The sequence below is a fragment of the Pseudomonas sp. 3MA1 genome, from assembly GCF_029237275.1.
Classification (GTDB): domain Bacteria; phylum Pseudomonadota; class Gammaproteobacteria; order Pseudomonadales; family Pseudomonadaceae; genus Aquipseudomonas; species Aquipseudomonas fluorescens_AP.
On the sequence record NZ_JAACFX010000016.1, the window covers coordinates 91,052 to 114,409 of the forward strand.

The 23,358-nt window shown below is 63.6% G+C and carries 23 protein-coding genes; 15 read left to right on the forward strand and 8 right to left on the reverse strand.

Going from position 1 to position 23,358, the window contains the following annotated elements; all coding sequences use genetic code 11:
* Nucleotides 1-20 precede the first annotated feature (20 nt).
* The 3 genes from GWQ44_RS28755 to GWQ44_RS28765 form a co-directional block, all read right to left on the reverse strand.
* Nucleotides 21-599: an antibiotic biosynthesis monooxygenase gene (locus GWQ44_RS28755; protein ID WP_016968702.1), complete on the reverse strand. Its 579-nt coding sequence runs from the start codon at nucleotides 597-599 to the stop codon at nucleotides 21-23.
* A 72-nt stretch (nucleotides 600-671) separates the two neighbouring features.
* Nucleotides 672-1,499 (reverse strand): alpha/beta hydrolase, encoded by an 828-nt coding sequence (locus GWQ44_RS28760; RefSeq protein ID WP_047303767.1) that lies wholly within the window; start codon nucleotides 1,497-1,499, stop codon nucleotides 672-674.
* Between the two features lie 108 nt (nucleotides 1,500-1,607).
* Nucleotides 1,608-2,249: a hydrolase gene (locus GWQ44_RS28765; RefSeq protein WP_016968700.1), complete on the reverse strand. Its 642-nt coding sequence runs from the start codon at nucleotides 2,247-2,249 to the stop codon at nucleotides 1,608-1,610.
* A 161-nt stretch (nucleotides 2,250-2,410) separates the two neighbouring features.
* Between GWQ44_RS28765 and GWQ44_RS28770 the strand changes: the two genes are divergently transcribed.
* The 10 genes from GWQ44_RS28770 (at nucleotide 2,411) to GWQ44_RS28815 (ending at nucleotide 14,148) form a co-directional block, all read left to right on the forward strand.
* Nucleotides 2,411-3,307 (forward strand): LysR family transcriptional regulator, encoded by an 897-nt coding sequence (locus GWQ44_RS28770; RefSeq protein ID WP_253166775.1) that lies wholly within the window; start codon nucleotides 2,411-2,413, stop codon nucleotides 3,305-3,307.
* Nucleotides 3,308-3,452: 145 nt separating this feature from the next.
* Complete coding sequence (locus tag GWQ44_RS28775; protein ID WP_275928886.1) at nucleotides 3,453-7,181, forward strand: calcium-binding protein; 3,729 nt, start codon at nucleotides 3,453-3,455, stop codon at nucleotides 7,179-7,181.
* A 173-nt stretch (nucleotides 7,182-7,354) separates the two neighbouring features.
* Nucleotides 7,355-8,014 (forward strand): isoprenylcysteine carboxylmethyltransferase family protein, encoded by a 660-nt coding sequence (locus GWQ44_RS28780; protein ID WP_047303757.1) that lies wholly within the window; start codon nucleotides 7,355-7,357, stop codon nucleotides 8,012-8,014.
* A gap of 633 nt (nucleotides 8,015-8,647) precedes the next feature.
* Nucleotides 8,648-10,012: a glutamine synthetase family protein gene (locus tag GWQ44_RS28785; protein ID WP_047303756.1), complete on the forward strand. Its 1,365-nt coding sequence runs from the start codon at nucleotides 8,648-8,650 to the stop codon at nucleotides 10,010-10,012.
* A gap of 123 nt (nucleotides 10,013-10,135) precedes the next feature.
* Nucleotides 10,136-11,449, forward strand: coding sequence for an FAD-binding oxidoreductase (locus GWQ44_RS28790; protein WP_275928887.1), 1,314 nt, complete (start codon nucleotides 10,136-10,138; stop codon nucleotides 11,447-11,449).
* 168 nt (nucleotides 11,450-11,617) lie between these two features.
* Nucleotides 11,618-12,283 (forward strand): hypothetical protein, encoded by a 666-nt coding sequence (locus GWQ44_RS28795; protein WP_016962679.1) that lies wholly within the window; start codon nucleotides 11,618-11,620, stop codon nucleotides 12,281-12,283.
* Nucleotides 12,280-12,801 carry a hypothetical protein gene (locus GWQ44_RS28800; protein ID WP_275928888.1) on the forward strand — a complete coding sequence of 174 codons (522 nt, stop codon included), beginning with the start codon at nucleotides 12,280-12,282 and terminating at the stop codon, nucleotides 12,799-12,801. The genes GWQ44_RS28795 and GWQ44_RS28800 overlap by 4 nt, the downstream gene beginning before the upstream one ends.
* Nucleotides 12,798-13,319, forward strand: a complete 522-nt coding sequence (locus GWQ44_RS28805; protein WP_047303749.1) for a lipoprotein — start codon at nucleotides 12,798-12,800, stop codon at nucleotides 13,317-13,319. Before GWQ44_RS28800 ends, GWQ44_RS28805 begins: the two co-directional genes overlap by 4 nt.
* Nucleotides 13,319-13,705: a GFA family protein gene (locus GWQ44_RS28810; protein ID WP_275928889.1), complete on the forward strand. Its 387-nt coding sequence runs from the start codon at nucleotides 13,319-13,321 to the stop codon at nucleotides 13,703-13,705. Before GWQ44_RS28805 ends, GWQ44_RS28810 begins: the two co-directional genes overlap by 1 nt.
* Nucleotides 13,702-14,148, forward strand: coding sequence for a hypothetical protein (locus GWQ44_RS28815; RefSeq protein ID WP_275928890.1), 447 nt, complete (start codon nucleotides 13,702-13,704; stop codon nucleotides 14,146-14,148). Before GWQ44_RS28810 ends, GWQ44_RS28815 begins: the two co-directional genes overlap by 4 nt.
* Nucleotides 14,149-14,261: 113 nt before the next feature.
* Here the strand turns inward: GWQ44_RS28815 and nadE are convergent, their stop codons facing one another.
* From nadE to GWQ44_RS28830, 3 genes are read right to left on the reverse strand one after another with little or no spacing between them, the layout of a single operon-like run.
* Nucleotides 14,262-15,140 (reverse strand): ammonia-dependent NAD(+) synthetase, encoded by an 879-nt coding sequence (gene nadE / locus GWQ44_RS28820; protein WP_275928891.1) that lies wholly within the window; start codon nucleotides 15,138-15,140, stop codon nucleotides 14,262-14,264.
* 1 nt (nucleotide 15,141) lies between these two features.
* Entirely contained in the window at nucleotides 15,142-16,371 is a 1,230-nt protein-coding gene (gene pncB, locus GWQ44_RS28825; RefSeq protein WP_275928892.1) for a nicotinate phosphoribosyltransferase, read from the reverse strand.
* A 9-nt stretch (nucleotides 16,372-16,380) separates the two neighbouring features.
* A complete protein-coding gene (locus tag GWQ44_RS28830; protein ID WP_103740028.1) occupies nucleotides 16,381-17,028 on the reverse strand; it encodes a nicotinamidase in 648 nt (215 codons plus the stop codon).
* Between the two features lie 181 nt (nucleotides 17,029-17,209).
* On the opposite strand from GWQ44_RS28830, the gene GWQ44_RS28835 reads away from it, so the two are divergent.
* Genes GWQ44_RS28835 through GWQ44_RS28845 form a run of 3 tightly spaced genes read left to right on the forward strand, consistent with a single transcriptional unit; the run spans nucleotide 17,210 to nucleotide 18,979 of the window.
* The gene (locus tag GWQ44_RS28835) at nucleotides 17,210-17,755 is read left to right on the forward strand and encodes an adenylyltransferase/cytidyltransferase family protein (RefSeq protein ID WP_179596795.1); all 546 of its coding nucleotides are present in this window, start codon (nucleotides 17,210-17,212) and stop codon (nucleotides 17,753-17,755) included.
* Nucleotide 17,756: 1 nt separating this feature from the next.
* A complete protein-coding gene (locus tag GWQ44_RS28840) occupies nucleotides 17,757-18,464 on the forward strand; it encodes an NUDIX hydrolase (protein WP_016962670.1) in 708 nt (235 codons plus the stop codon).
* Between the two features lie 8 nt (nucleotides 18,465-18,472).
* A complete protein-coding gene (locus GWQ44_RS28845) occupies nucleotides 18,473-18,979 on the forward strand; it encodes an NUDIX hydrolase (RefSeq protein WP_275928893.1) in 507 nt (168 codons plus the stop codon).
* Here the strand turns inward: GWQ44_RS28845 and GWQ44_RS28850 are convergent.
* On the reverse strand, nucleotides 18,931-19,878 hold the full coding sequence (locus GWQ44_RS28850) for a LysR family transcriptional regulator (protein ID WP_199012292.1): 948 nt from the start codon (nucleotides 19,876-19,878) through the stop codon (nucleotides 18,931-18,933). The genes GWQ44_RS28845 and GWQ44_RS28850 overlap by 49 nt on opposite strands.
* A gap of 101 nt (nucleotides 19,879-19,979) precedes the next feature.
* On the opposite strand from GWQ44_RS28850, the gene GWQ44_RS28855 reads away from it, so the two are divergent.
* The gene (locus GWQ44_RS28855; RefSeq protein WP_275928894.1) at nucleotides 19,980-21,155 is read left to right on the forward strand and encodes an acetylornithine transaminase; all 1,176 of its coding nucleotides are present in this window, start codon (nucleotides 19,980-19,982) and stop codon (nucleotides 21,153-21,155) included.
* A gap of 42 nt (nucleotides 21,156-21,197) precedes the next feature.
* On the opposite strand, the gene GWQ44_RS28860 is transcribed toward GWQ44_RS28855, so the two are convergent.
* Nucleotides 21,198-21,734, reverse strand: coding sequence for a DUF4174 domain-containing protein (locus GWQ44_RS28860; protein WP_016965213.1), 537 nt, complete (start codon nucleotides 21,732-21,734; stop codon nucleotides 21,198-21,200).
* A gap of 631 nt (nucleotides 21,735-22,365) precedes the next feature.
* On the opposite strand from GWQ44_RS28860, the gene GWQ44_RS28865 reads away from it, so the two are divergent.
* Complete coding sequence (locus GWQ44_RS28865; protein WP_275928895.1) at nucleotides 22,366-23,355, forward strand: response regulator; 990 nt, start codon at nucleotides 22,366-22,368, stop codon at nucleotides 23,353-23,355.
* Nucleotides 23,356-23,358 lie beyond the last annotated feature (3 nt).

Below are 23,358 nucleotides of genomic sequence, written 5' to 3' on the forward strand. Positions count from 1 at the left end.
CAGATGAAAGTCGTGGGGAATCAGGTCGCGCTGCGCGGTTGCAGCCAGCGGCGAAACAGACGCGTGACCCGGGGCATAAAGACGTAGACCACCAGCAGCACGATGCTCAGGGTGATCAGCACCGTGGCCGGCACATAGCCGCCGAGCCAGGGCAGTTGGGCAAACACCGGTTTCCATAACTGCGGCACCAGGAAGCTCAGCGGCAGGATCACCAGGAAGGTCACGCAGGCCTGCTTCCAGCGCGGTGGCGGAGTCGGTGCGGCGCTGTCCTGGGGGGTGAACCAGAATTCGCGCTCGGCGTTGATTTCGGTCTGGTCGCCGTCGGCCAGCAGGTGCTGGGCCTGTTGCACCAGCTCGCGGCGGTCGGCGGAATCCAGCCAGTGCTGCAACTGTTCGGTGCTGGCAAAGCGCAGCACGCTGGTGAACAGCCCCAGACCGCCGCTGTGGCCGCGGACCACATCAATGCCCAGGTGCCCCGGGTAGCTGCGGGCCTTGGCGATGATCTGCCGCAACCAGGTTTCATAGGCCTGTTCCTGGCCCTGCTTGATCCGGTGGCGCACCAGCAGGGTCACCACACCGTCAGTGAGTTCGATGTTCATCAGAAGGCTCCAGGGTCCGGGAGGAGATGGCATCGGGCGCAGCCCGGCTGCACCCGCGCTTCACAGTTAAGCTCAAGGTTGCTGGATGAACCTCAGCAGATCCTGGTTGAGCCGTTCCTTGTGGGTGTCGGTCAAGCCGTGGGGCGCACCGGGGTAGACCAGCAGTCGGGCGTTGGCGATCAGCTTGGCCGAAGCCCGGCCCGCGGCGTCGATGGGCACGATCTGATCATCGTCGCCATGCACCACCAGGGTCGGAATGTCGAAGCGCTTCAGGTCTTCGGTAAAGTCGGTTTCGGAGAAGGCCTTGATGCAGTCGTAGGCATTCTTGTGCCCGGCCTGCATGCCCTGCAGCCAGAAGCTGTCGATCATGCCCTGGGACACCTTGGCCCCCGGACGGTTGAAGCCGAAGAACGGGCCGCTGGCAATGTCCTTGTACAGCTGCGAACGGTCGGCCACGGCGCCGGCGCGGATGCCGTCGAACACCTCCAGCGGCAGGCCTCCGGGGTTGGCCTCGGTCTTGAGCATCAGCGGCGGCACCGCCGAGATCAGCCCGGCCTTGGCCAGGCGCCCGGTGCCGTGGCGGCCGATGTAGCGCGCCACTTCGCCACCGCCGGTGGAGAACCCCAGGAGCACCGCGTCCTGCAGGTCCAGGTGCTCGATCAGTTGCGCCAGGTCATCGGCGTAGGTGTCCATGTCATTGCCGTGCCAGGGTTGGCTGGAGCGACCGTGACCTCGCCGGTCATGGGCGATGACGCGGTAGCCGTGATCGGCCAGGAACAGCATCTGCGATTCCCAGCTGTCAGCGCTCAGGGGCCAGCCATGGCTGAAGACCACGGGCTGACCGCTACCCCAGTCCTTGTAATAGAGTTCAGTGCCGTCGCGAGTGATGAAGGTGCTCATGTCAGATGTCCTTATGTTCGAAAGATCAACACCGGACACCGACGGCATCCGGTACATCAGGTCCTGCTCCAGGCGCCGGCGAAGTCGCCCTCGCCGGCAAGCCGCTTCCTAGAGCTGACGTTGCGGCGCCTTGTGCACCATGCTGTAGGCATAGTCCACGCCCATGCCGTAGGCGCCGCTGTGCTCCAGCACCAGGCCCATCACCGCGTCGTAGGTGTCCTTGTGCGCCCAGTCGCGCTGGTATTCCAGCAACACCTGCTGCCAGGTCACCGGCACCGCGCCGGCCTGAATCATGCGCTGCACGGCCATGTCATGGGCCTCCTGGCTGGTGCCACCGGAAGCATCAGTAACGATGTACACCTCATAACCCTCGGCCAGGGCTTCCAGGGCCGGGAAGGTCAGGCAGACCTCGGTCCACAGCGCCGCCATCACCAGTTTCTTGCGCCCGGTAGCCTTCACCGCCTCCACCAGCTTGCGGTCTTCCCAGGAGTTCATCGAGGTGCGTTCAATGGGTTGCTGGCCGGGGAACACCGCCAGCAGTTCCGGCCAGATGTAGCCGCTGAAGCTTTGGGTTTCCACCGAGGTGAGGATGCTCGGCACGTTGAAGATCTTGGCCGCCTTGGCCAGGGCCACGGTGTTGTTCTTCAGGGTCTGGCGATCGATCGACTGCACGCCAAAGGCCATCTGCGGCTGGTGGTCGATGAGGATCAGGGCGGAGTTGGCTGGGTTGAGCAGTTCACGAATGGACATGGCGCGTTCCTTTTGCAGTCAGAGAGTGGGGGTCGAACATGACCGGCTGATGGCGCTGCTTGCGCCCCGTTGCGTCCGGCTTGGTGGCTAATTTAGGTCCTGGTCGAAATCGGAACAATTCCCTAAAATCGGGAATCATTGATTCCAAATAAGGGACAATCATGGACCGCATCCAATGCATGCGCGCTTTCGTCGTCACCGTTGATGAGAATGGCTTTGCCGCCGCCGCCCGGGCCATGGACGTGCCCCGCTCCAAGGTCAGCAAACAGATCCAGGCCCTGGAAGAGGCCATTGGCGTGCAACTGCTGCAGCGCACCACCCGCAGCCTGCACCTGACCGAAGCCGGCGCCGAGTACTACGAAAACGCCCGGGAGGTGCTGGCGGCCCTGGACGAGGCCGAACAAAGGGCCCGGGACGGCATCGCCGAATTGCGCGGCGTGTTGCGGGTCAACGCGCCGATGTCCTTCGGCCTGCGTCGGCTCGGGCCGCTGGTGCCGCTGTTCCATGAGCAGCACCCGCTGATCGAGTTGCAACTGGTGCTCAGCGACCAGCAGGTGGATCCGGTGCGCGGCGGTTTCGACGTCACCCTGCGCATCGCCAGCCTGCCGGATTCGTCGATGGTGGCCCGGCAGCTGGCGCCGGCGCCGCGGATCATGGTGGCCTCCCCCGCCTACCTGGCCCGAGCCGGCACTCCCCTACAGCCCAAGGACCTCAGCAGCCACCAGTGCCTGAACTACGGCTACCTGCAAAGCGGCGTCAGCCTGCAACTGAGCAACGGCAGCGACACCCAGCGGGTGCACGTCACCGGACCGTTGCACGCCAACAACGGCGACCTGCTGGCCCAGGCCGCCGAAGCCGGCATGGGCATCGCCTTGTTGCCGGACTTCATCGTCGAGGATGCCCTGGCGGCCGGACGCCTGGTGCCGGTGCTGTGTGAATGGCAGGCGCCGCCCATCAGCGTCAACGTGGTCTACCCCTCGGCGCGGCGGGTGCCGCAGAAGACTCGGGTGTTTATCGATTTTCTGGTGGGGCATCTGACGAAGATCATCTCAGCTTGATCATCTGCGTAATAAGTTATTGATTTTTATCTTCACGTTTGGCGCGTCGCGGCCGAAATCGATGGAAGCAATTTCCGTCTCGACTATTGACTGCGAGCACGTTTTCTCAGGGTATCTGGTTCAACATCAAAGCAAGGAAGATGCAATGGCAATTATCAACGGAACAAACGGTGCTGACACGCTGACAGGTACCGCGGGGTATGACGAGATCAACGCCCTGGGCGGCAATGATGTAATCAAAAGTAGTCCGGGAGCAGACAAGATCGATGGCGGCGCCGGTTTCGACACGATCGACTACTCGGCCTCGCCTGCCGGGGTGAACGTGGAAGTACGCCTCGGTACTGGCCCGGCCGGCAAGGGCGGAGATGCCGAAGGCAGCACCCTGACCGGCATCGAGAACGTCATCGGTTCGGCATTCAACGACATCCTCACCTCGGGTCCGGATGCTAGCGCCACCGCCATCCGCCTGGAAGGTGGTGCGGGTGATGATATCTACTACATCAATACCGGTGCTCAGCCGACCATCGTCGAGCAAGCCGGTGGCGGCAATGACGAAGTGCGGGTGTCGGTGGTCTACCCGACCGGCACCATCCTCGCAGCCAACGTTGAGCGCCTGACCTTCATCGGCAACAAGAACTTCATCGGCTACGGCAACGACAGCGACAACGTCATCACCGGCGGTTCGGGTAACGACACGCTGTACGGTGGTGCGGGTGCCGATCAGTTCTTCGGCGGTGCGGGCCTGGACATTGCCGGTTACACCGACAGCAAGACCAGCGTGACGATCAACCTCAAGACCGGTGTGAACACCGGCATCGCTGCAGGCGACACCTACACCGATATCGAGACGATCAGGGGCTCGAACTACAACGACATCTTTGTCGGCAACGGCTTGGGCATGCATTTCGACGGTGGCGCCGGTTTCGACACCGTCGACTACTCGACCTCGTCTGCCGGGGTCAACGTGGAAGTACGCCTCGGCACCGGCCCGGCCGGCAAGGGCGGAGATGCCGAAGGCACGACCCTGACCGGCATCGAGAACGTCATCGGCACGGCCTTCAATGACATCCTCATCTCGGGTCCGGATGCTAGCGCCACCGCCATCCGCCTGGAAGGCGGCGCGGGTGACGATATCTACTACATCAACAGCGGTGCCCGACCGACCATTGTCGAACAGGCCGGCGGCGGCAATGATGAAGTGCGGGTGACAGTGGCCTATCCGGGCGGCACCACTCTGGCGGCAAACGTCGAGCGCATGACTTATATCGGCAGCCAGGACTTTATCGGTTACGGCAACGACAGCGACAACATCATCACCGGCGGCTCTGGCAACGACACGCTGTACGGCGGAGCAGGTGCTGATCAGTTCTTCGGCGGCGCGGGCCTGGACATTGCCGGTTACACCGACAGCAAGACCAGCGTGACGATCAACCTCAAGACCGGTATGAACACCGGCATCGCCGCAGGCGACACCTACACCGACATCGAGACGATCAAGGGTTCAAGCTACAACGACACCTTTGTCGGCAACGGCTTGGGCATGCATTTCGACGGTGGCGCCGGTTTCGACACCGTCGACTACTCGACCTCGTCTGCCGGGGTCAACGTGGAAGTACGCCTCGGCACCGGCCCGGCCGGCAAGGGCGGAGATGCCGAAGGCACGACCCTGACCGGCATCGAGAACGTCATCGGTTCGGCCTTCAATGACATCCTCATCTCGGGTCCGGATGCTAGCGCCACCGCCATCCGCCTGGAAGGCGGCGCGGGTGACGATATCTACTACATCAACAGCGGTGCCCGACCGACCATTGTCGAACAGGCCGGCGGCGGCAATGATGAAGTGCGGGTGACAGTGGCCTATCCGGGCGGCACCACTCTGGCGGCCAACGTCGAGCGCATGACTTATATCGGCAGCCAGGACTTTATCGGTTACGGCAACGACAGCGACAACATCATCACCGGCGGCTCTGGCAACGACACGCTCTACGGCGGCGCAGGTGCTGATCAGTTCTTCGGCGGTGCGGGCCTGGATATTGCCGGTTACACCGACAGCAAGGCCGGCGTGACGGTCAATCTGAAAACCGGCGTGAACACCGGCATCGCCGCTGGCGACACCTACACCGACATCGAGACGATCAAGGGTTCGAACTATAACGACACGTTTGTCGGCAACGGCCGGGGCATGAACTTCGATGGCGGCGCTGGCGTGGACACCGTCGACTACTCGACCTCGTCTGCCGGAGTGAACGTGGAAGTGCGTTTCGGCACCGGAGCGGCTGGCAAGGGCGGAGATGCTGAAGGCTCCACATTGACCAGCATCGAAAACGTCATCGGCTCGGCATTCAATGACATCCTCACCTCCGGCCCGGATCACACCGCCACCGCCATCCGTCTGGAAGGCGGCGCGGGCGACGATATCTATTACATCAGCAACGGAATCACACCGACCATTGTCGAACAGGTCGGGGGCGGCAATGATGAGATGCGCGTGACAGTGGTCAACCCAAGTCATACCTACATGGCAGCCAATATTGAACGCCTGACCTTTATCGGCAATAGCGCCTTCACCGGCTGGGGCAACGATCTCGACAACATCATCACCGGTGGCTCAGGCAACGACACGCTCTACGGCGGCGCGGGAGCCGACCAGTTCTTCGGTGGCGCAGGTTACGACACGGTGGGGTACCTCGATAGCAAAGTGAGCATGACCCTCAACCTCAAGACTGGCGTGCACTCCGGCATAGCGGCAGGTGACACCTACACCGACATCGAAGCAATCAGGGGCTCCAACCTGAATGACATCTTCTATGGGGGAACTTCCGCCATGGGGCTGGATGGTGCTGCCGGGCAGGATCTGGTCAGCTACGAGCTGTCGGACAGTGCCGTGACCATCGACCTGTATACAGGAGTCAACACCGGAGACGCGCAGGGTGACACCTACACCAACATCGAAATCTTCCAGGGCAGCAACTTCAACGACACGCTGTCGGGCTCGCGCTTGAGTGACATTTTGATTGGCGGCAAGGGTGCGGATCTGATTGATGGTCGTGAAGGCCAGGACAGTGTCTGGTATGTCACCAGCACCACAGGCGTCACGATCAATCTGCAGACCAACGTGAACCAGGGTGGCGATGCCGAGGGTGATGTGCTGCGCAACATCGAGCGTGTGGTAGGCAGTCACTACAACGACAGCCTGACAGGTGATGCCAGCGTTAACTATCTGGAAGGCGGGCTGGGCGATGACGTCCTGTACGGTGGTGACGGCAACGATTATCTGTACGGCGGACTGATTTCGCAGATCGGTCCTTTCAGTCTCGACGGCCTGACCAACGGGCCGCAGGCCGATACGTTGTATGGCGGTAATGGGAACGACACCATTGTCACTGCAAGCAACGATCAGGGCAGTCGGGCCTACGGTGAAGCGGGGGGCGATGTCATCACCGTTGTACACGGCATGGCCGACGGTGGTGAAGGCAATGACCTGCTGACGGGCACCGGCCTGGGCTTTTCACTGTTTGGCGGCGCGGGTGATGACAAGCTGATCTTGCGCGCCAGTGGCTGGGCCAATGGCGGCGAGGGTGACGATACCTACACGATCGATACGCGGGCATTAGTCACCATTCAGGACGACGGTGTCAGCCGTGGCGACAAGTTGGTGCTGTCAACCCTTTACAGCAACGACTTGCTGGCGGACCGGGTCGGCGATGATCTCTACCTGCACCAGTCGCGCGTTGCGAGTGGCCAGACTCCACAGGAAGGCGTGTGCCTGAAGGGCTGGTTCGCCGGTTACGACACCATCGAGCAAATCCAGACAGCTGATGGACAACTCATCAATCTTCCGGCCAACAGTGATGCATTTGCCTTGTTCGGCTGAGCACCTGACCTCTTCAACCCGTTGAGCTAGTCAGCGAAAAGGGATGAGTTCAGTCATGGACTCATCCCTTTTTCATGCCTGACGAAAAGTCCGACTCAGGGTCGTTATATAAATCGGCCCTGCGGGTGACACCTACACTCTGTAGATACCTTTGATAGCCGCGTGGCTCCCCCATGAAAATCTCTCCCCAACTGGCCGCCTCCAGCCTCCTCGGCGCCCTCGCCTACCTGGGCCTGGCGATCTGGGGCCTGGGCGGTTTCGCGGCCTTCTTCGGTCATCCCCAGTTGACCCTGATCGCCCTCGCCACCCTGCTGATGGTGGTCGCCTCGCTGTCCAGCGAGGTCAACCTGAGCAGCGGCGTGCGGGAAGACCAGGGCAACCGCTGGGTGCTACCGGTGTTCGGGGTGATCGGCCTGTTGAGCGGCTTTGTCCCGGCCTACAGCGACCGCATGGATTTCTGCACCTTCGGCGGCGAAGGCCTGCGCTGGCTCGGGGCCTTGCTGTTCATCCTCGGCGGGGTGCTGCGCCTGTGGCCGGTGTTCATCCTCGGCCAACGCTTCAGCGGCCTGGTGGCAATCCAGCCCGGCCACCAGTTGGTGGTGGACGGTCTCTATCGCCACCTGCGCAACCCCAGCTACCTGGGTTTGCTGGTGAACGCCCTGGGCTGGGCCCTGGCCTTTCGCTCGGGGCTGGGGCTGCTGTTGGCGGCGCTGACCCTGATCCCGCTGATCGCGCGGATTCATGCCGAGGAAGCCTTGCTGCTGGAGCATTTCGGCCAGGCATATGAAGACTATTGCGCCCGCAGCTGGCGCCTGTTGCCCGGTGTCTACTGAAGCGCTGTAAAAAAAATCAGACACTTCTTCCGATCAGGATGAACCGCTCTAGCACGCGTCTCTGCCCCTGGTTGAAGGGCCCTCGCCAGGGGCCTATGCCCCTTTACCCCCCTTACATTGGCTGGCAGTTTCTTGCAGTATTGTTCCGCCCTGAGCGTACGGCGCCGTTTTTTCCGCCCCGCCAGTGCCCGGTTCCTATCAAGAATAATCACCACGAACTCGACAGCGAGATCACCCGGCGATGTACCCCCTGAGCCCGTTTCACGGATTCGACAGATCAACTCCCGCGCCCCTGCACAGTGGCCGCGGTGCTGACGTCGACGCTGGGTTCTCGCTGCCCCGCTCGCTCCCCGCCACGCCTCGTGAGGTTCATGAGGACCGCGCCGCCGTTATCGGCTTGTACTTGCTGGACAGGCCCCGCCCATGAAGCTGATGGTCAACCTGCCCATGGCCCTGTGCCGCTCCCGTCTGCGCCACTCCTCACGTCCTCCGGATCACTCGCTTTCGGCCTGATCGCGCGCCCCTGCGCGTAACGCCCCAGACCTGATTTCTGCCCTTGCAACCGAGCCGTGCGCGGCGTCGTTGCAGGACCTGAAAACCTGCGCGCCCCCAATGGCGCAAGCGAGAATCCCGATGAAATTTGCCGCCCTCGATGAAGCCCGTGACTTCCTGGCCGCCCACCCCGATATCGACATGATCGAGCTGTTCATCCTCGACGCCAACGGCGTGCCCCGAGGCAAGCTGCTGCACCGCGAAGAACTGCTGGCGGTGTATGCAAGCGGCCGCCCCCTGCCCAGCACCATCCTCGGCCTGACCCTCAACGGCGACGACGTGGAAAACTCCGGGCTGGTGTGGGACGTCGGCGATATCGACTGCCGCGCCTACCCGCTGGCCGGCAGCCTGGTGCGCCTGCCCTGGCGGCAGATTCCCACCGCCGCGGTGCAGGTCAGCATGCACCCGCAGGAGGGCATGCCCGCCAGCATCGCCGACCCACGTCACCTGCTGATCAAGGTTATCGACGGGCTCAAGGCCGACGGCTACCACCCGGTGATGGCCTGCGAGCTGGAGTTCTACCTGCTGGACGCCAAGCGCGACGGCAACGGCCGGCCGCAACCGGCGCTGGATGCCGACGGCGGTCGCCCGCGCAGCACCCAGGTCTATGGCCTGCGCGAGCTGGAACAGATCGAGCCGTTCCTCGCCGACCTCTACGCCGCCTGCAAGCTGCAGGGCATTCCAGCGCGCACGGCGATCTCCGAATACGCCCCGGGCCAGGTGGAAATCACCCTGGAGCACGGCGATGCCCTGGAGGCCATGGACCAGGCGGTGCGCTACAAGCGCCTGGTCAAGGCCGTGGCCCACAAGCACGGGATGCAGGCGACCTTCATGGCCAAGCCCTTCGATCACCTGGCGGGCACCGGCATGCACATGCACGTGAGCATCGCCGACGCGGCGGGCCATAACCTGTTCGCCTCCGAGGATCCAGCCGGCACCCCGCTGCTGCGCCAGGCGGTGGGCGGCATGCTCGCCTCCTTGCTCGACTCGCTGCTGCTGTTCTGCCCCAACGCCAACTCCTACCGGCGCTTCCAGGCCAACAGCTACGCGCCGCTGGCGCCGACCTGGGGCGTCGACAACCGCACCGTGAGCCTGCGGGTGCCCGGCGGCCCGGCCAACAGTCGACACATCGAACACCGTATCTGCGGCGCCGACGCCAACCCTTATCTGGCGGCGGCGGCGATCCTCGCCGGGGTGCATCGCGGCTTGCGCGAACACCTCGACCCGGGTGATCCGGTGCAAGGCAATGGCTACGCCCAGGCCACCGAGCTGCTGCCCACCGACTGGCTGACCTCGCTGACCGCCCTGGAGCAATCGGCCTGGGCCCGGGATGCCCTGGGCAGCGAATTCCTCGGGGTGTACCTGGCGGTCAAGCGCGCCGAATACCGCCAGTTCATGGCCGAAGTCGGCGAGCAGGACTGGCGCTGGTACCTGACCCAGGCCTGAGCCCAAGCACGATCTGCGACGCCTGCTGCATCCAGGCGCCAGTGGCAGATCGCCGACACGTTATCCAGCGCTGGCGGCTACCCACAGGCAGCCGCCCGCTTGAATTTTTTAAGGATATTGTTCATGACAACCGCTCTTGATCCGCGGACCCCGGCAGCCGAGCGCTGCCCCAGCTACTACAGCGCCACCCTGAACCAGGAAACCCACTACCCGACCCTGCAAGGCAGCCATCAAGTGGACGTGGTAATCATCGGTGGCGGCTTCACCGGCGTCGCCAGCGCGGTGGAACTGGCCGAGCGCGGCCTGAAAGTCGCCATCGTCGAAAGCCACAAGATCGGCTGGGGCGCCAGCGGGCGCAACGGCGGACAGGTCACCGGCAGCCTTTCCGGCGACGCGGCCATGCGCAAGCAGATGCGCCGCGAACTGGGCGACGAGGTTGACGACTTCATCTGGAACCTGCGCTGGCGCGGGCACCGGATCATCCAGCAGCGAGTCGAAAAATACGCCATCGCCTGCGACCTCAAGCACGGTCACCTGCACGCCGCCTACAAACCCAGCCACCTGCCGGGCCTGCGCGCCGACTATGAAGAAGCCGTGCGCCGCGGCATGGGCGACGAAGTCAGCCTGCTTGACCGGGCCCAGGTTCGCGGGCTGCTGGAAAGCGAGCTGTACCACGGTGCCATCAAGAACACCCGCAATCTGCACCTGCACCCGCTGAATCTGTGCCTCGGCGAAGCCCGCGCCGCCGAAAGCCTCGGCGCGCTGATCTTCGAGCACAGCGAGGTACTGCAGATCGTCCACGGCGAACGCCCGGCGGTGATCAGCGCCCAGGGCCGCATCGACGCCAAACAGGTGCTGCTGGCCGGTGACGTGTACCACAAGCTGGAGCCGAAAAAGCTCAAGGGCAAGATCTTCCCGGCCATGGGCGGCATCGTCACCACTGAGCCCTTGGGCGACCTGGCCAAGCGCCTCAACCCCGAGGACCTGGCGGTCTACGACTGCCGCTTCGTCCTCGACTACTACCGCATGACCGCCGACGGCCGCCTGCTGTTCGGTGGCGGCGCCAACTACAGCGGCAAGGACTCGCGAGACATCGCCGGCGAACTGCGCCCGTGCATCGAACGCACCTTCCCGGCGCTCAAGGGCGTGGGCATCGACTTCCAGTGGAGCTGCGCCATGGGCATCGTGATCAACCGCATCCCGCAACTGGGCAAGCTCTCGGACAACGTCTGGTACTGCCAGGGCTACTCCGGGCACGGCGTGGCCACCAGCCACATCATGGGCGAGATCATGGCCGAGGCCCTGACCGGCCACCTCGGCCACTACGACACCTTCGCCGCCTGCCAGCACATCCGTGTGCCCTTCGGCGACCAGCTGGGCAACCCGATGCTGGCGGCGGGCATGTGGTACTACCAGATGCTGGAAAAGTTGCGCTGAGGGTTCGGTCAATAGCCCCCCTCTAGCAATTGTCACTGGCCGCAACTACCCAAAGCCCAACCGATTCCGTACCATCGGCGCCGCTCATGAGCAGCGCCAGGGAGGGCTACGCACAGACATACATGCCCCCTGCCCGCGCTTTATCCAAAGCCACCTTCAGGGCCCACTATGTTTCGCGTAATCAAAGCTTCGGCCTTGCTGCTGGCCAGCAGTGTAGTTTCCGGCTGTATCAGTCAACCCGCGGCTTTCGTCAGCGCCCCTCTGCAACCCGCTGCCAACGAACCCACGACCTACCTGGTGGGTGCTATCGGTCCGCAATACCTGGCCAACGGCGGCGCTGCCACCAACCTGCGCCTGCTGATTCGCAAGCGCGGCTCAATCAATGGCGCCGCGGCACTCTGGGAGGGCGACCCACGGCCAACGCCTGAGGACATACATGAACCCCGTGCCGCCGGCAGCGTATTCGTCATGCCGCTCAAACCGGGTGATTACGAGTTCTACAACTTCCAGTTCTGGTCCATGGTCCATACCCCGGGGCTCGGCTCACGCCTGCAATCCCAGGAAGCGCGCGAAGAGTTCGTCCTGCCGCTGCGCCTGGAGGCCGGCAAGGCGTATTACATCGGCGAGTTCCGTTCGGTCTGCAGCCAAGTGACCCAGTGCTTCTTTGCCTGGAGCAACCAGATGCCCCGTGACGCCGCCATCGCCCAGCGTCAGGTGCCGGGGCTGCCGGATCTGCAGTTACTACCGCTGGATCTGGACAAGGCCAAACCCTTCATTCTCCCCGTCAACAAGAGCCCAGGCTCGGCCAATGCGGCTATAGAGACTCGCCCATGAAATCCAGCCTTATCCTCTGTGCCCTCCTGATGCTTGGTGGTTGTGCCGCGACCGACACCCTCCCGGACCGTCCACTGCCTGATGGCCAAGCCTATTTGATGCCCCTGCATGTGCTGGTCGACGACCCATTGCGCGCCGCTGAGTTACGTAACGCCCTGCGTGCCACCGGAGTGTTCGCAGATGTCCAGACCGGCGCCGGACAAGCTGGCGACTACAGCGCCCGCATTCAATTCAAGTCCGAGCGGGACATGCCGCCAATGCCGTTGATCTTCCTCAGTGCCGCCACTCTGTTCCTGATGCCGCTCTCCAATGGCATCGACACCCACACCGACATCAGCCTGCTGCACGAGGGCAAGCTCCTCAAGCGCTACAGCTATCGCAACCTGACCCACAAATACACTTGGCTGCTGGATCAGGGCGGGGAAATGCAGGAGCAGAATATCCAGCGCATCGCTCGCGCCTTTGCCAGCGATCTGCAACAGGATCAACTGTTGCCCAGATCGGGACCGGCACAATGAAACCGATTGGTTTGACGGCCCTGCTCTGCGCCACCCTGATCCTCGGTGGCTGTGGCACCCGGATGCAACCGCTGGACTACCGCAGTCAACACCCCTATGTACCGCTGACCCTGGACCTGGGCCCGGCAAAAAGCCGTTTCGATGAACAAGAGCAACGGCAAACCATCGCCGCCCTGCGTGAAACCGGGGCATTCTCCTTTCTCGATGGCGGTTACAGTCGCAGCGGCTACAGCCTGCTGATCAGCGAGCCTGGAGGCAAGAGTGCAGGACTGCTCGGCGCATTGAATGCCATCACCCTGTTGACGTTCCCCCTGCCCTATTCCTACCAGTGCAATTTGCGCGGCAGCCTGCTCAAGGACGGCCAGGTGCTCAAGACCTATGACTACCGTCGTGAAGGCTATAGCGTCGCGGCCTGGTATGTGCCGCCGGTGCAAATCGAAAGCCGTCGAGAAATGCTCGATGAACTGCTGCGAGACCTGGAAAGAGACCGCCTGATTCCTCAGGAGAACCAACGCTGATGACTGCCAGCATTTACCAGGGTGGCTGCCTGTGCGGGCAGATCCGCTTCGAGGCTCGGGGACCGGCCGCCAATCCTCACACCTGCTCGTGCAAACTGTGCCAGCGGCACAGCGGTGCGCTGACTGTGGCGTGGGTCGAGTTCCCCCGCGAGCGGGTGACCTGGACCGGCCCCGGCGGCGCACCAGCCACCTTCAGGTCGTCGGACTATTCAAGTCGGGCGTTCTGCTCCCAGTGCGGCAGCTCATTGGGCGCCATCGATGACGAACCGTGCATTGCCTTGCTACTGGGTACGTTCGACAGCAACAACCGCAAGGCGCTGATGCCGACCCATCACTCCTTCAAGAGCGAGCGACCTGACTGGTGGCATGCAGGGGAAACGCTGTGACACCGCCTCTCGCCTCGAACATCTGGAACTGGTACGGCCAGGACGACTACCGAAAGATCATCCTGGTGGGCGAGCTCGGCCCGGCCCTGGAGTTCCTGGCCCTGGAAGCGGACCGCCAGCGCCTGGAGATCGGCTGCTGCGCGGAGTGCAATCTGTGGTCCGACCATCTGGATTATCTCGACGGCTTTGTGCAGCGCTTTCCAGCGCACCTGGCCCCCCATTTGCACCAACGCCTGCAGGTCTTGTTGAGTGGTTGCGAGGCCCTGCACCGGGAGGCCTATGGAATGACCCTGGAAGACAATGGCTTCGAGCACCCGCAATGGCAACCGCTGCGAGAAGGCGCCCGCGAGGCGCTGGAGATATTGGGTTGGCCACAGGTACGAGAGCATATGCCGGAGCTGACCGAAGAATGCCGTGTGGCCTTGAAGAAATGGCCGGATTGACCGGCCCTGTCGACAAAGGCCACAGGACCTTGCTTGACGATTTCCCGACGGACCTCTGGCGGCCTTCAGCTCGCCGCGTCTCCTGCGGAGCCGATCGCAGCCTGCGGCAGCGGCTACAGGGCGCTAGGCAGGACCGGCTGGGAGAGGTCATTCGACGCATGCCGATAAGACGGGGTGCGGGGCAAGGCGCGTTTGTGGGCAGTGCGCAGGTAGGCACGCTCGATCAACTGGCGCACTGCGTCGGTAACGGGCTCGCCCATCAGGTAGGCATCGATTTCTGCGTAGCTGCAACCGTAGGCCGTTTCGTCCAGCTTGCCCGGAGCCAGCTCCTCCAGATCCGCGGTGGGGGCCTTGTGCACCAGATGCTTCGGGGCGCCAAGGGCGTCGGCCAGCAGGCGTACCTGGGTCTTGGTCAGGCCTGACAGCGGGGCCAGGTCGCAAGCGCCGTCGCCGTATTTGGTGAAGAACCCCATCAGCGCCTCGGCGCCGTGGTCGGTGCCCACCACCAGGCCGTTGCTGAAATTGGCCACCGCGTACTGGGCGATCATTCGCGCCCGGGCCTTGACGTTGCCCTTGGTAAAATCCGTGAGGGCCGGCGAAGGCTGCAGGCCGTCGATCCGCACCTGCTTCATCAGGCCGTCGACGCTGTCGGCAATGTTGCAGGTGCTGATGCTGTCCGGGCCAATGAAGTCCAGGCACGCCTGGGCATCGCTTTCGTCCGCCTGGCTTTTATAGGGCAGGCGCATAGCGATAAACCGCGCCTCATGCCCTGCCCCGCGCAGTTGCTCCACCGCCAGCTGGCACAGGCGGCCGGCGGTCAGGGAGTCGACCCCGCCGCTGATGCCCAGCACCAGGGTGCTGCAACCGGACTCGCGCAGCACTTGCTGGATAAAGTCCACGCGGCGGGCGATCTCGGCGGCCTCGCCACCGCGCAGCAGTTGCCGATCGATGCCCAGTTCCCGGGCGATACGTTCTTGGGTTTGACTGCTCATGTCAGGCCTCCAGGGGCGAGCGGGCAAGATCGACGTTGAACACCTGGGCCGCGTAGCGCAGGAACGACGGATCTTCACAGACGTTCTTGATCGGGTCGTCGGAGAACTTCACCACCGGTTCACCGTGCACCCGCACCAGTTTCATCACGATGCTCAGTGGCTCGACGCCTTCGACGTCGCAGGCCAGGCTGGTGCCCATGCCGAAACCGAACCTGGCCTGACCGCGCATGTGACGCAGGATCGGCAGGCATTTTTCGAAGTTCAGCCCGTCGGAGAACATCAGGTCCTTGGTCCGTGGATCGATGCCCAGTTCGCGGTAGCGGGCCAGGACCTTGTCGGCCCAGAGGATCGGGTCCCCGGAATCCTGGCGCAGGCCGTCGTAGAGCTTGGCGAAGTACAGGTCGAAGTCCTTGAGGAAGAAGTCGGTGCTGATGCAGTCGGTCAGGGCGATGCCGAGACGTCCGCGATACTCGTGCACCCAGTTCTCCAGGGCGGCGTTCTGGCTCTCCCGCAACCGCCCCAGTTGCTGGTGCACCATCAACCACTGGTGGGCCATGGTGCCGATCAGCGGCAGGTCGAACTCGTAGGCCAGGTGCGCGTTGCTGGTGCCGACGAAGACCCCAGGGAAATCGCTGCGCATGATCTTCACCACTTCGCGCTGGGCCTTGAACGACAGGCGCCGGCGGGTGGAGAAATCCGAGACGCGGAACTCGGCGAGTTCGTCGCGGCTGGCGTTTTTCTCCAGCCATTCGAACTTCTGATAGAGCCGGCGGGTGACGTCCTCCAGCTCCACCTCGGGGTATTTATCGCGGTTGCGCAGCTCGCTGACCATGGCCAGTACCGGCTGTTCGAACATGATGCAGTGCAGCATCGGGCCACGCACGCGAATGCTCAGTTGACCATCAACCGCCGCCACGTGGATGTAGCGCAGGTTGAAGCGGAACAGGCCGAGAAACTGCTCGAAGTCCGGGGTCAGGTATTCGCGAAAGCGCTTGTTGAACAGAAAGCGCTGCTCGCCCTCGCGCATCTGCAGGCCGGCGAGCTTTTCCAGTTCCTGGCGGATCTCGGGGATCAGGTGCACCAGGGACTCTTTGGAACGGACGATGAACTGGTATTCCACATCGACATTGGGGTGCTGGTGCAGCACCGCCTGCATCATGGTGAAGGTGTAGTAGTCGGTGTCCAGCAGGCTCTGGATCACGCCGTTGTTACGGTCGAATGCACTTTCCATGATGACTCCTCAAGCCTTGGCCAGTCTGGCGGTTTCTTCGCGGGTCGCGGCAACCGTGATGCCCGCTTGTTGCATGTCGGCAATGGCCTGGGTGGCGCCCTCGGCGCTGATGGCCCGGCATGCCGGCAGGTGGATGATCACCTTGAAACCGGCAGCGGCCAGTTGCAGGGCGGTGGTCTTGACGCAGAAATCCAGGGCCAGGCCGCCGACGATGACCTGTTGCACGCCCTGGCTGTTGAGGTACTCGATGACCCCGGTGGACAGCTTGCCGTGCAGGTCGTGGTAGCAGGCGCCGTAGGGGTGCAGGTCCGGCTCTACGCCCTTCCACACGAAGTAGTCGTAGTCATAGGGCGCAGGCAGTTCGTCCAAAAGGGTGAAGCCAGTGGTACCCGGTACGCAGTGGCTGACCCAGGTCAGGTCGGCGTGTTCCAGGCCGGTGGGCTGGAGCATCTGGTCGTGCCCGGCCACCACCCAGGGCGCCTGGGGGCTGTGGGCGTCCTTGCTGCCGATGCGCAGGCTGGCCAGGGTCGCCATGAAATTCAGTTCGCCGCCGATGCGCTCGCCTTCGGCCACGGGCAGCTCGTCCGGGCACAGCGGGGTGAAGCTCTTTTGCGCGTCGACATCGAAGGAAGCGGTCTTCATCGTTTGGCTGTTCATGCTGGGTCTCTCCTCTGCATGGAGCAAAAAGTACATATCATGTACTTTCATGGCAAGCCCTCGCGCAATTTATTTTCAACCTTCGTCTCAATCCTTAAAGATTAAGGAAGCCAAAAAGAAGATGTTCCGTAGGCAAAAGCGGTGATAAGGTACACGTCATGTACCCAATGAGGAAAAGCAGATGTTTGAACTGGCCCTCTATGGCGGCGCCTTCAACCCGCCCCATGCCGGACACGCCCAAGTGATGCTCGAAGCCGCGCGCCACGCTCGCCGGGTTCTTGTGGTGCCCAGCTTTCGCCACCCGGATGGCAAGCGCATGGCCGATTTCGAGCAACGGGCCCACTGGTTGCAGGCGATCACCGCGCACCTGCAACCCGAGTGCCGCGCCGAGCTGGCGGTCAGCCGCCTGGAGCGCCAGCTGGCCCTGGCCGACCCGGGACCGGTCTACAGCTTCACCCTGCTGCAACGCCTGGCCGACGACCTGGCCCTGGACGGCAAGCGCATCGCCCTGGTGGTGGGCGAAGACGTGGCGCGGCAGTTGCCCAGGTTCCATCGCGGCGAAGAGTTGCTGCAGCGTTTTTCCATCCTCTGCATCGAGGAGCAGCCCGGAGTGCGCAGCAGCGTGTTGCGCCAGTGCCTGGCCCGGGGCGAAACACCGCCCAGCCAATGGCTGGCACCGGGCCTGAATCCGCTAAACTACGGCCTCTACGCCGCCCACGGAAGTTGATATGCACGACCGCCCCACCCTCCCCAGCGCCTACCTGCACACCATCGACCTGTGCCTGCTGCGCTACAACCGCGAGCGTTGCGAGCTGGAAATTCTCCTTCACCAACGGGACAGCGAACCATTCGCCGGACACTGGGCGCTGCCGGGCATCGTGGTCAACGGCGATGTCGAGGACCGCAGCCTGAATGACGCGGTGGAACGCCTGCGCCGCTCAAGCAAGGTCGACATGCCCCTGGCCTGGCTGGAACAGGTCGGCACCGTCGGCGACGCCTTCCGCGACCCGCGCTGCTGGTCGTCCTCGACCTTCTACCTGGGGATTGTCAGCGACCCGGTGCAGCCGGGCCCGCAGCAGGGTTTCTTTGCCCTTGGCGAGGTGGCCAGCGGCGCCTTCAAGTTGCCGTTCGACCACAACAGCCTGGTGGCCCAGACACGGGAAAGGCTGTTTTCCAAATCCCTGTACAGCAGCCTGCCGCTGATGTTCCTCGGCAACGAGTTCAGCGCCCCCGAGGCGGTGAGCATCTTCTCCCTGGTGCTGCAACGCCCGGTGCTCAAGACCAGCATCCGCCAGCGCCTGCTGAAGATGAGCGAGGCCGGTTACCTGCAGGAAACCGGGCGCAAGAAAAGCGGCGATGGTGGCCGCCCGCAAGCCACGGTGGAAACGCTCAAGCCCACCGAGCTGTACCTGTTCGATCGTTGTTTTCTGGAGTAATGCCGCCCATGAGTTCCGTCACCGAAAGCCAGTGCCTGCTGCAAACCCCGTACTTCAAGGTGGTCCGCGAAAACGGCTACTTCATCATCAAGGAAGCCCAGGCGGTGAACGGCGTGGTGGCCGTGCCGACCCTGGCCGATGGCCGGCTGATGCTGGTGGAGCTCAAGCGACGGGCCATTGGCGGCCAGTCCATCGAGTTTCCCCGGGGTGCCATCGATGCCGGGGAAAGCGCCTGTGACGCCGCGGCCCGGGAGCTGCTGGAAGAAACCGGCCGCCAGGCTTCGTCCGTGCGCCAACTGGGCCTGCTGCACAGCAACACCTCACTGATCGCCAGCGCGGTGGCGGTGTGTCAGGTACAGATCAGCGAGCAGCAGAGCGCCGCCACCGACGGCGAGGTGGACAGCGTGCTGTGGGTCAGCCGCCAGGAGCTGCTGGCGATGATCGCCGCCGGGCGGATCACCGACGCTCACACCTTGTCGGCAGCGATGATGCTGCTGGCTTCCGAGTCGGCCTGACGCCCCCACTTCTCCAGGGCGAAGTCGACAAAGTGGCGCAGCTTGGGCAGGCGGTAGCGGTCCTGGGCATACAGCAGGTGCATGGTCCGAAACGGCAACTGATAGTCCTGCAGCACCGGCACCAGCCGGCCCTGCTGCAGGTCCTCCTCCACCAGCGCATCGGGCATCATCACCAGCCCCAGCCCACCCCGGGCCGCACGGTGCAGACCGGACGAGGTGTTGGTCAGCAACGAGCCGGACACCGGAATCAGCACATCGCCCTCGGGCCCGCGCAAGGGCCATTGGGTGGCGGTGGAACTCCACTCGTCACCGGCCGGATAGGCGAACGCCAGGCAGTTGTGCTGCTTCAAGTCTTCCGGCACCTGCGGCGTGCCGCAACGCTCCAGGTACTCCGGCGCGGCGCAGATGGTCAGGGTGTAGTCCTGCAGGCGCCGGGCGATCAGCGCCGAGGTGTCCAGGTTGCCCAGGCGCACGGCCACGTCGAAAGCGCCATCGCTCAGATCGAAACGCTGGTTGGCCAGGGTCAGCTCCACCTTGACCTGCGGACAGCGCTGCTGGAACTCGCTCAAGGCCGGCGCCAGGCGCTCGGTGCCAAAGGTCAGCGGCGCGGTGATGCGCAAGGTCCCGGAAGGCTCGCCCTGGGCCTGCTCCGCCAGGCGCTCGGAGTCCGCCACCAGCCCCAGCACCGCCAGGCAGCGCTGGTAGTAATCGGTGCCGAACTCAGTGAGGCGCTGGCGTCGCGTGGTGCGGTTGAGCAGGCGCACCCCAAGGCGCTGCTCCAACGCCCGCAGATGATTGCCGACCATGGTGGTGGACAAGCCGCACTCACGGGCCGCAGCGGTCATGTTCCCCGCCTCCACCACCTTGACGTACACCGACATCGCCTGGAACAGATCCATTATCAACCCTGACTTCAAGATGATTAAAGAATTGCCGAGTTTATCTAGCCTGGGTGACTAACGATACTGGCCGCACCCCCAACAAGATGGAGTCGCCCGCCATGACCGCCGCCTGCCTGATGAGCACCTACCAGCCCCTGGCCCTGAGCTTCTGCAAGGGTTTGGGCAGCCGACTTTGGGACCAGGCCGGGCGCGAGTACCTGGACGCCATCGCCGGGGTCGCGGTAACGGCGATCGGCCACGCCCACCCCAAACTGGTCAAGGCCATCAGCGAACAGGCCGGCCTGTTGCTGCACAGCTCCAACCTGTACGACATCCACTGGCAGCAGCAGCTGGCCGCCAGACTGACCGCGCTGGCCGGGATGGACCGGGCCTTTTTCAACAACTCGGGCGCCGAGGCCAACGAAACCGCCCTCAAGCTGGCGCGGCTGCACGGCTGGCACCGGGGCATCGAGCAGCCCCTGATTGTGGTCATGGAGGACGCCTTCCATGGCCGCACCCTGGGCACCCTGGCCGCCAGCGACGGACCCGCCGTGCGCCTGAACTACGGCCAGTTGCCGGGGGATTTTCTCCGGGTGCCCTTCGCTGACCTCAAGGCGCTGGAGGCCGCCGTTGCCGAGCATGGCCCACGCATCTGCGCCGTGTTGATGGAGCCGATCCAGGGCGAGAGCGGCATCCGGCTGGCACCCGCCGGCTACCTCAAGGCCGTGCGCGAGCTGTGCACCCGGCGCAACTGGCTGCTGATGCTGGACGAGATCCAGAGCGGCATCGGCCGCACCGGACGCTGGTTCGCCTGTCAGCACGAAGGCGTGGTGCCAGACGTGATGACCCTGGCCAAGGGCCTGGGCAACGGCATTCCCATCGGTGCCTGCCTGGCCCGGGGCAAGGCCGCGCAACTGTTCACCCCCGGCAGCCACGGCAGCACCTTTGGCGGCAATCCCCTGGCCTGTCGGGCGGCGTGCACCGTGCTGGAGATCATCGAGGAGCAAGATCTGCTGGCCAATGCCGAGCGCCAGGGTGCGCTGCTGTTGCGGCGCCTGCGGGAAGCATTGCAGGGCCATGCCCAGGTCCTGGAGATTCGCGGGCGGGGCCTGATGGTCGGCATCGAGTTGCGCAACACGCCACGGGACCTGGTGCAGATTGCCGCGAGGGATCAAGGTTTGCTGATCAATGTCACCCGCGGCAAGACCATTCGCCTGCTGCCGCCCTTGGTGATCGATGAAGCTGACGTGGAGCAGATCGTTAAGGGCCTGGAGCAGATCCTCAACGCTGCTTGAACGACACCGGAGCGCGGCGCGGGCCCGCCCCGGTGCCCCGGATCAATCGTCCAGGGCCTTGGGAGCGGCGGCGGGCTTGGCCGCTTTACCGGCTTTGGCGCTGGCCGGCTTGGCTTCGGGCTCGGGAGCCGGGGCCGGTGCGGCGGCCTGCTTCTCCGCGGCCGGCAACTGGTCGACGGCGCTGAAGACTTCCTTGAGCTCGATGGCCCCGGAGTGCTCCAGCTTCTTCTCGCCGTCCTTGCCCACCAGGATCACCTTGGTCTGCGCCCCGGCGCCGAGCTTGAGGCTGCGGATCAGGGCCATGGTGGATTGCGGATCGATGTCCTTGCCATCGCGCTGGCCGATGGTGTTGATCACGGTGTACAGGACCATGTTGCGTTCGTTGAAGGCTTGGCGGTTGGCCGGCTCATCCAGGGACTTCTTCAGGCTCACCAGGGTCGGGTCCACGGTGCTGGGAGCGATCACGATCAATGGTCGTGATTTGCCCAGGTCCTGCGTCAGTGGGCCATCGTTGTCGGCAGCCAGGACCGGGCCGGCGACAGCGAGCAGAGTTGCGAGGGTCAATGACCGGATGAACATGCGTCTCTCCTTATGTTTTCCACGCAGTAATGATTGCGCATTGCGGAAAAAGGTCCAGGCCGGGACTCAAAATCTGACATTTTTCTGCGCCACGCCCCAGGCGGGCGCCGCCATCGCCCAAGGCGGCGCAGAATCCGGGCTGCGGCGTTTTCAACCTCGAACCGGAGAACCTGGCGCGTAAGGTTTTGTTGCATATACAGGACGGCGAGCAGGCCGTGCGCACAATGGCGCGAGCACACTTTGAGCGCCTTGGAGCACGATGCCCATACAAGAACTCTTGATGCCCAGGGGCCAACTGCCACGAGTACAACCCGCACTACACACTTGAACTTGCAAGTTATGGCGAGTGCGTCATTTTTCAAACGCCAGAAAACAGCCAGCGATATTGATAACCCATTGAAAAGTCGCGCTATGTCGCCAGTGCAGCCCAGGCCGTCATATGACGCTTGAATCCACCGGATAATGATCTGGAACAAATAACTCAATGAGCCGCGACTTGTTCTTGCGACGCTCTGCGAACTATAGTTCGGCGCGGCACGGACAGCCCTGCAACACCTTATCAACGCGATAACTCGCCACCTTGCCGAACACTATCGCGCCACGGATTTTTTCGAATGAGCGTCCGACCCCGATGATCCCCCTCCTCGTCTGCGATGACTCAAGCATGGCCAGAAAGCAGGTGCTGCGGACCCTGCCCAGCGAGTGGCAGGTATCGGTGACCCAGGCCTGCAACGGGCGCGAGGGCCTGGAGGCACTGCGCCGGGGCCTGGGCAAGGTGGCGCTGCTGGACCTGACCATGCCGCTCATGGACGGTTACCAGGTGTTGAGCGCCGTGCAGGAAGAAGGCATCGACGCGCAGATCATCGTCATCTCCGGCGACGTCCAGGAAGAAGCCGTGCGCCGCACCCGCGAGCTGGGCGCCCTGGCCTTTCTCAAGAAACCCTTCGATCCCCAGCAGTTGCGCGCCCTGCTCAAGCAACTGCAACTGCTGGACAGCCCGCCGCCCAAGCATCCGATAGCGCCCTCGCCGCCCCCGGTGGTGACCTTCCGCGACGCCTTCCGGGAAACCGTCAACGTCTCCATGGGCTACGCCGCGGCGCTGATCGCCAAGGTGCTGGATGTGTTCGTGCACCTGCCGATTCCCCACGTCAACGTGCTCGAAGCCGGCGAGTTGCAGATGCTCCTGGCCGACGCCAACCGGGCCCGGCAACTGACCGCCATCTGCCAGGGCTACATCGGCAGCGGCATCGCCGGCGAAGCCTTGCTGTTGTTCTACGACTCGGAAGTGGCGGACATCGCCCAGCTGATGGAACAAGGCACCGATTCCTACCAGGAAATGGAAGTGCTGATCGACCTCTCCAGCGTGTTGATCGGCGCCTGCCTGAGCAGCATCGCCGAACAGCTGGACGTGTTCTTTTCCGTGGGCCATCCCCAGGTACTGGGGGAGCACACCAGCATCGACGAATTGATCGTGCTCAATCAGCAGCGCTGGAAAAAGACCCAGGCGGTGGAGATCAGCTACAGCCTGGAAGAACAGAACATCCACTTCGACCTGTTGCTGTTGTTCACCGAGGACTCCATGCCCCTTCTGGAACAGAAACTCGCCTACCTGATGAGTTGAGCC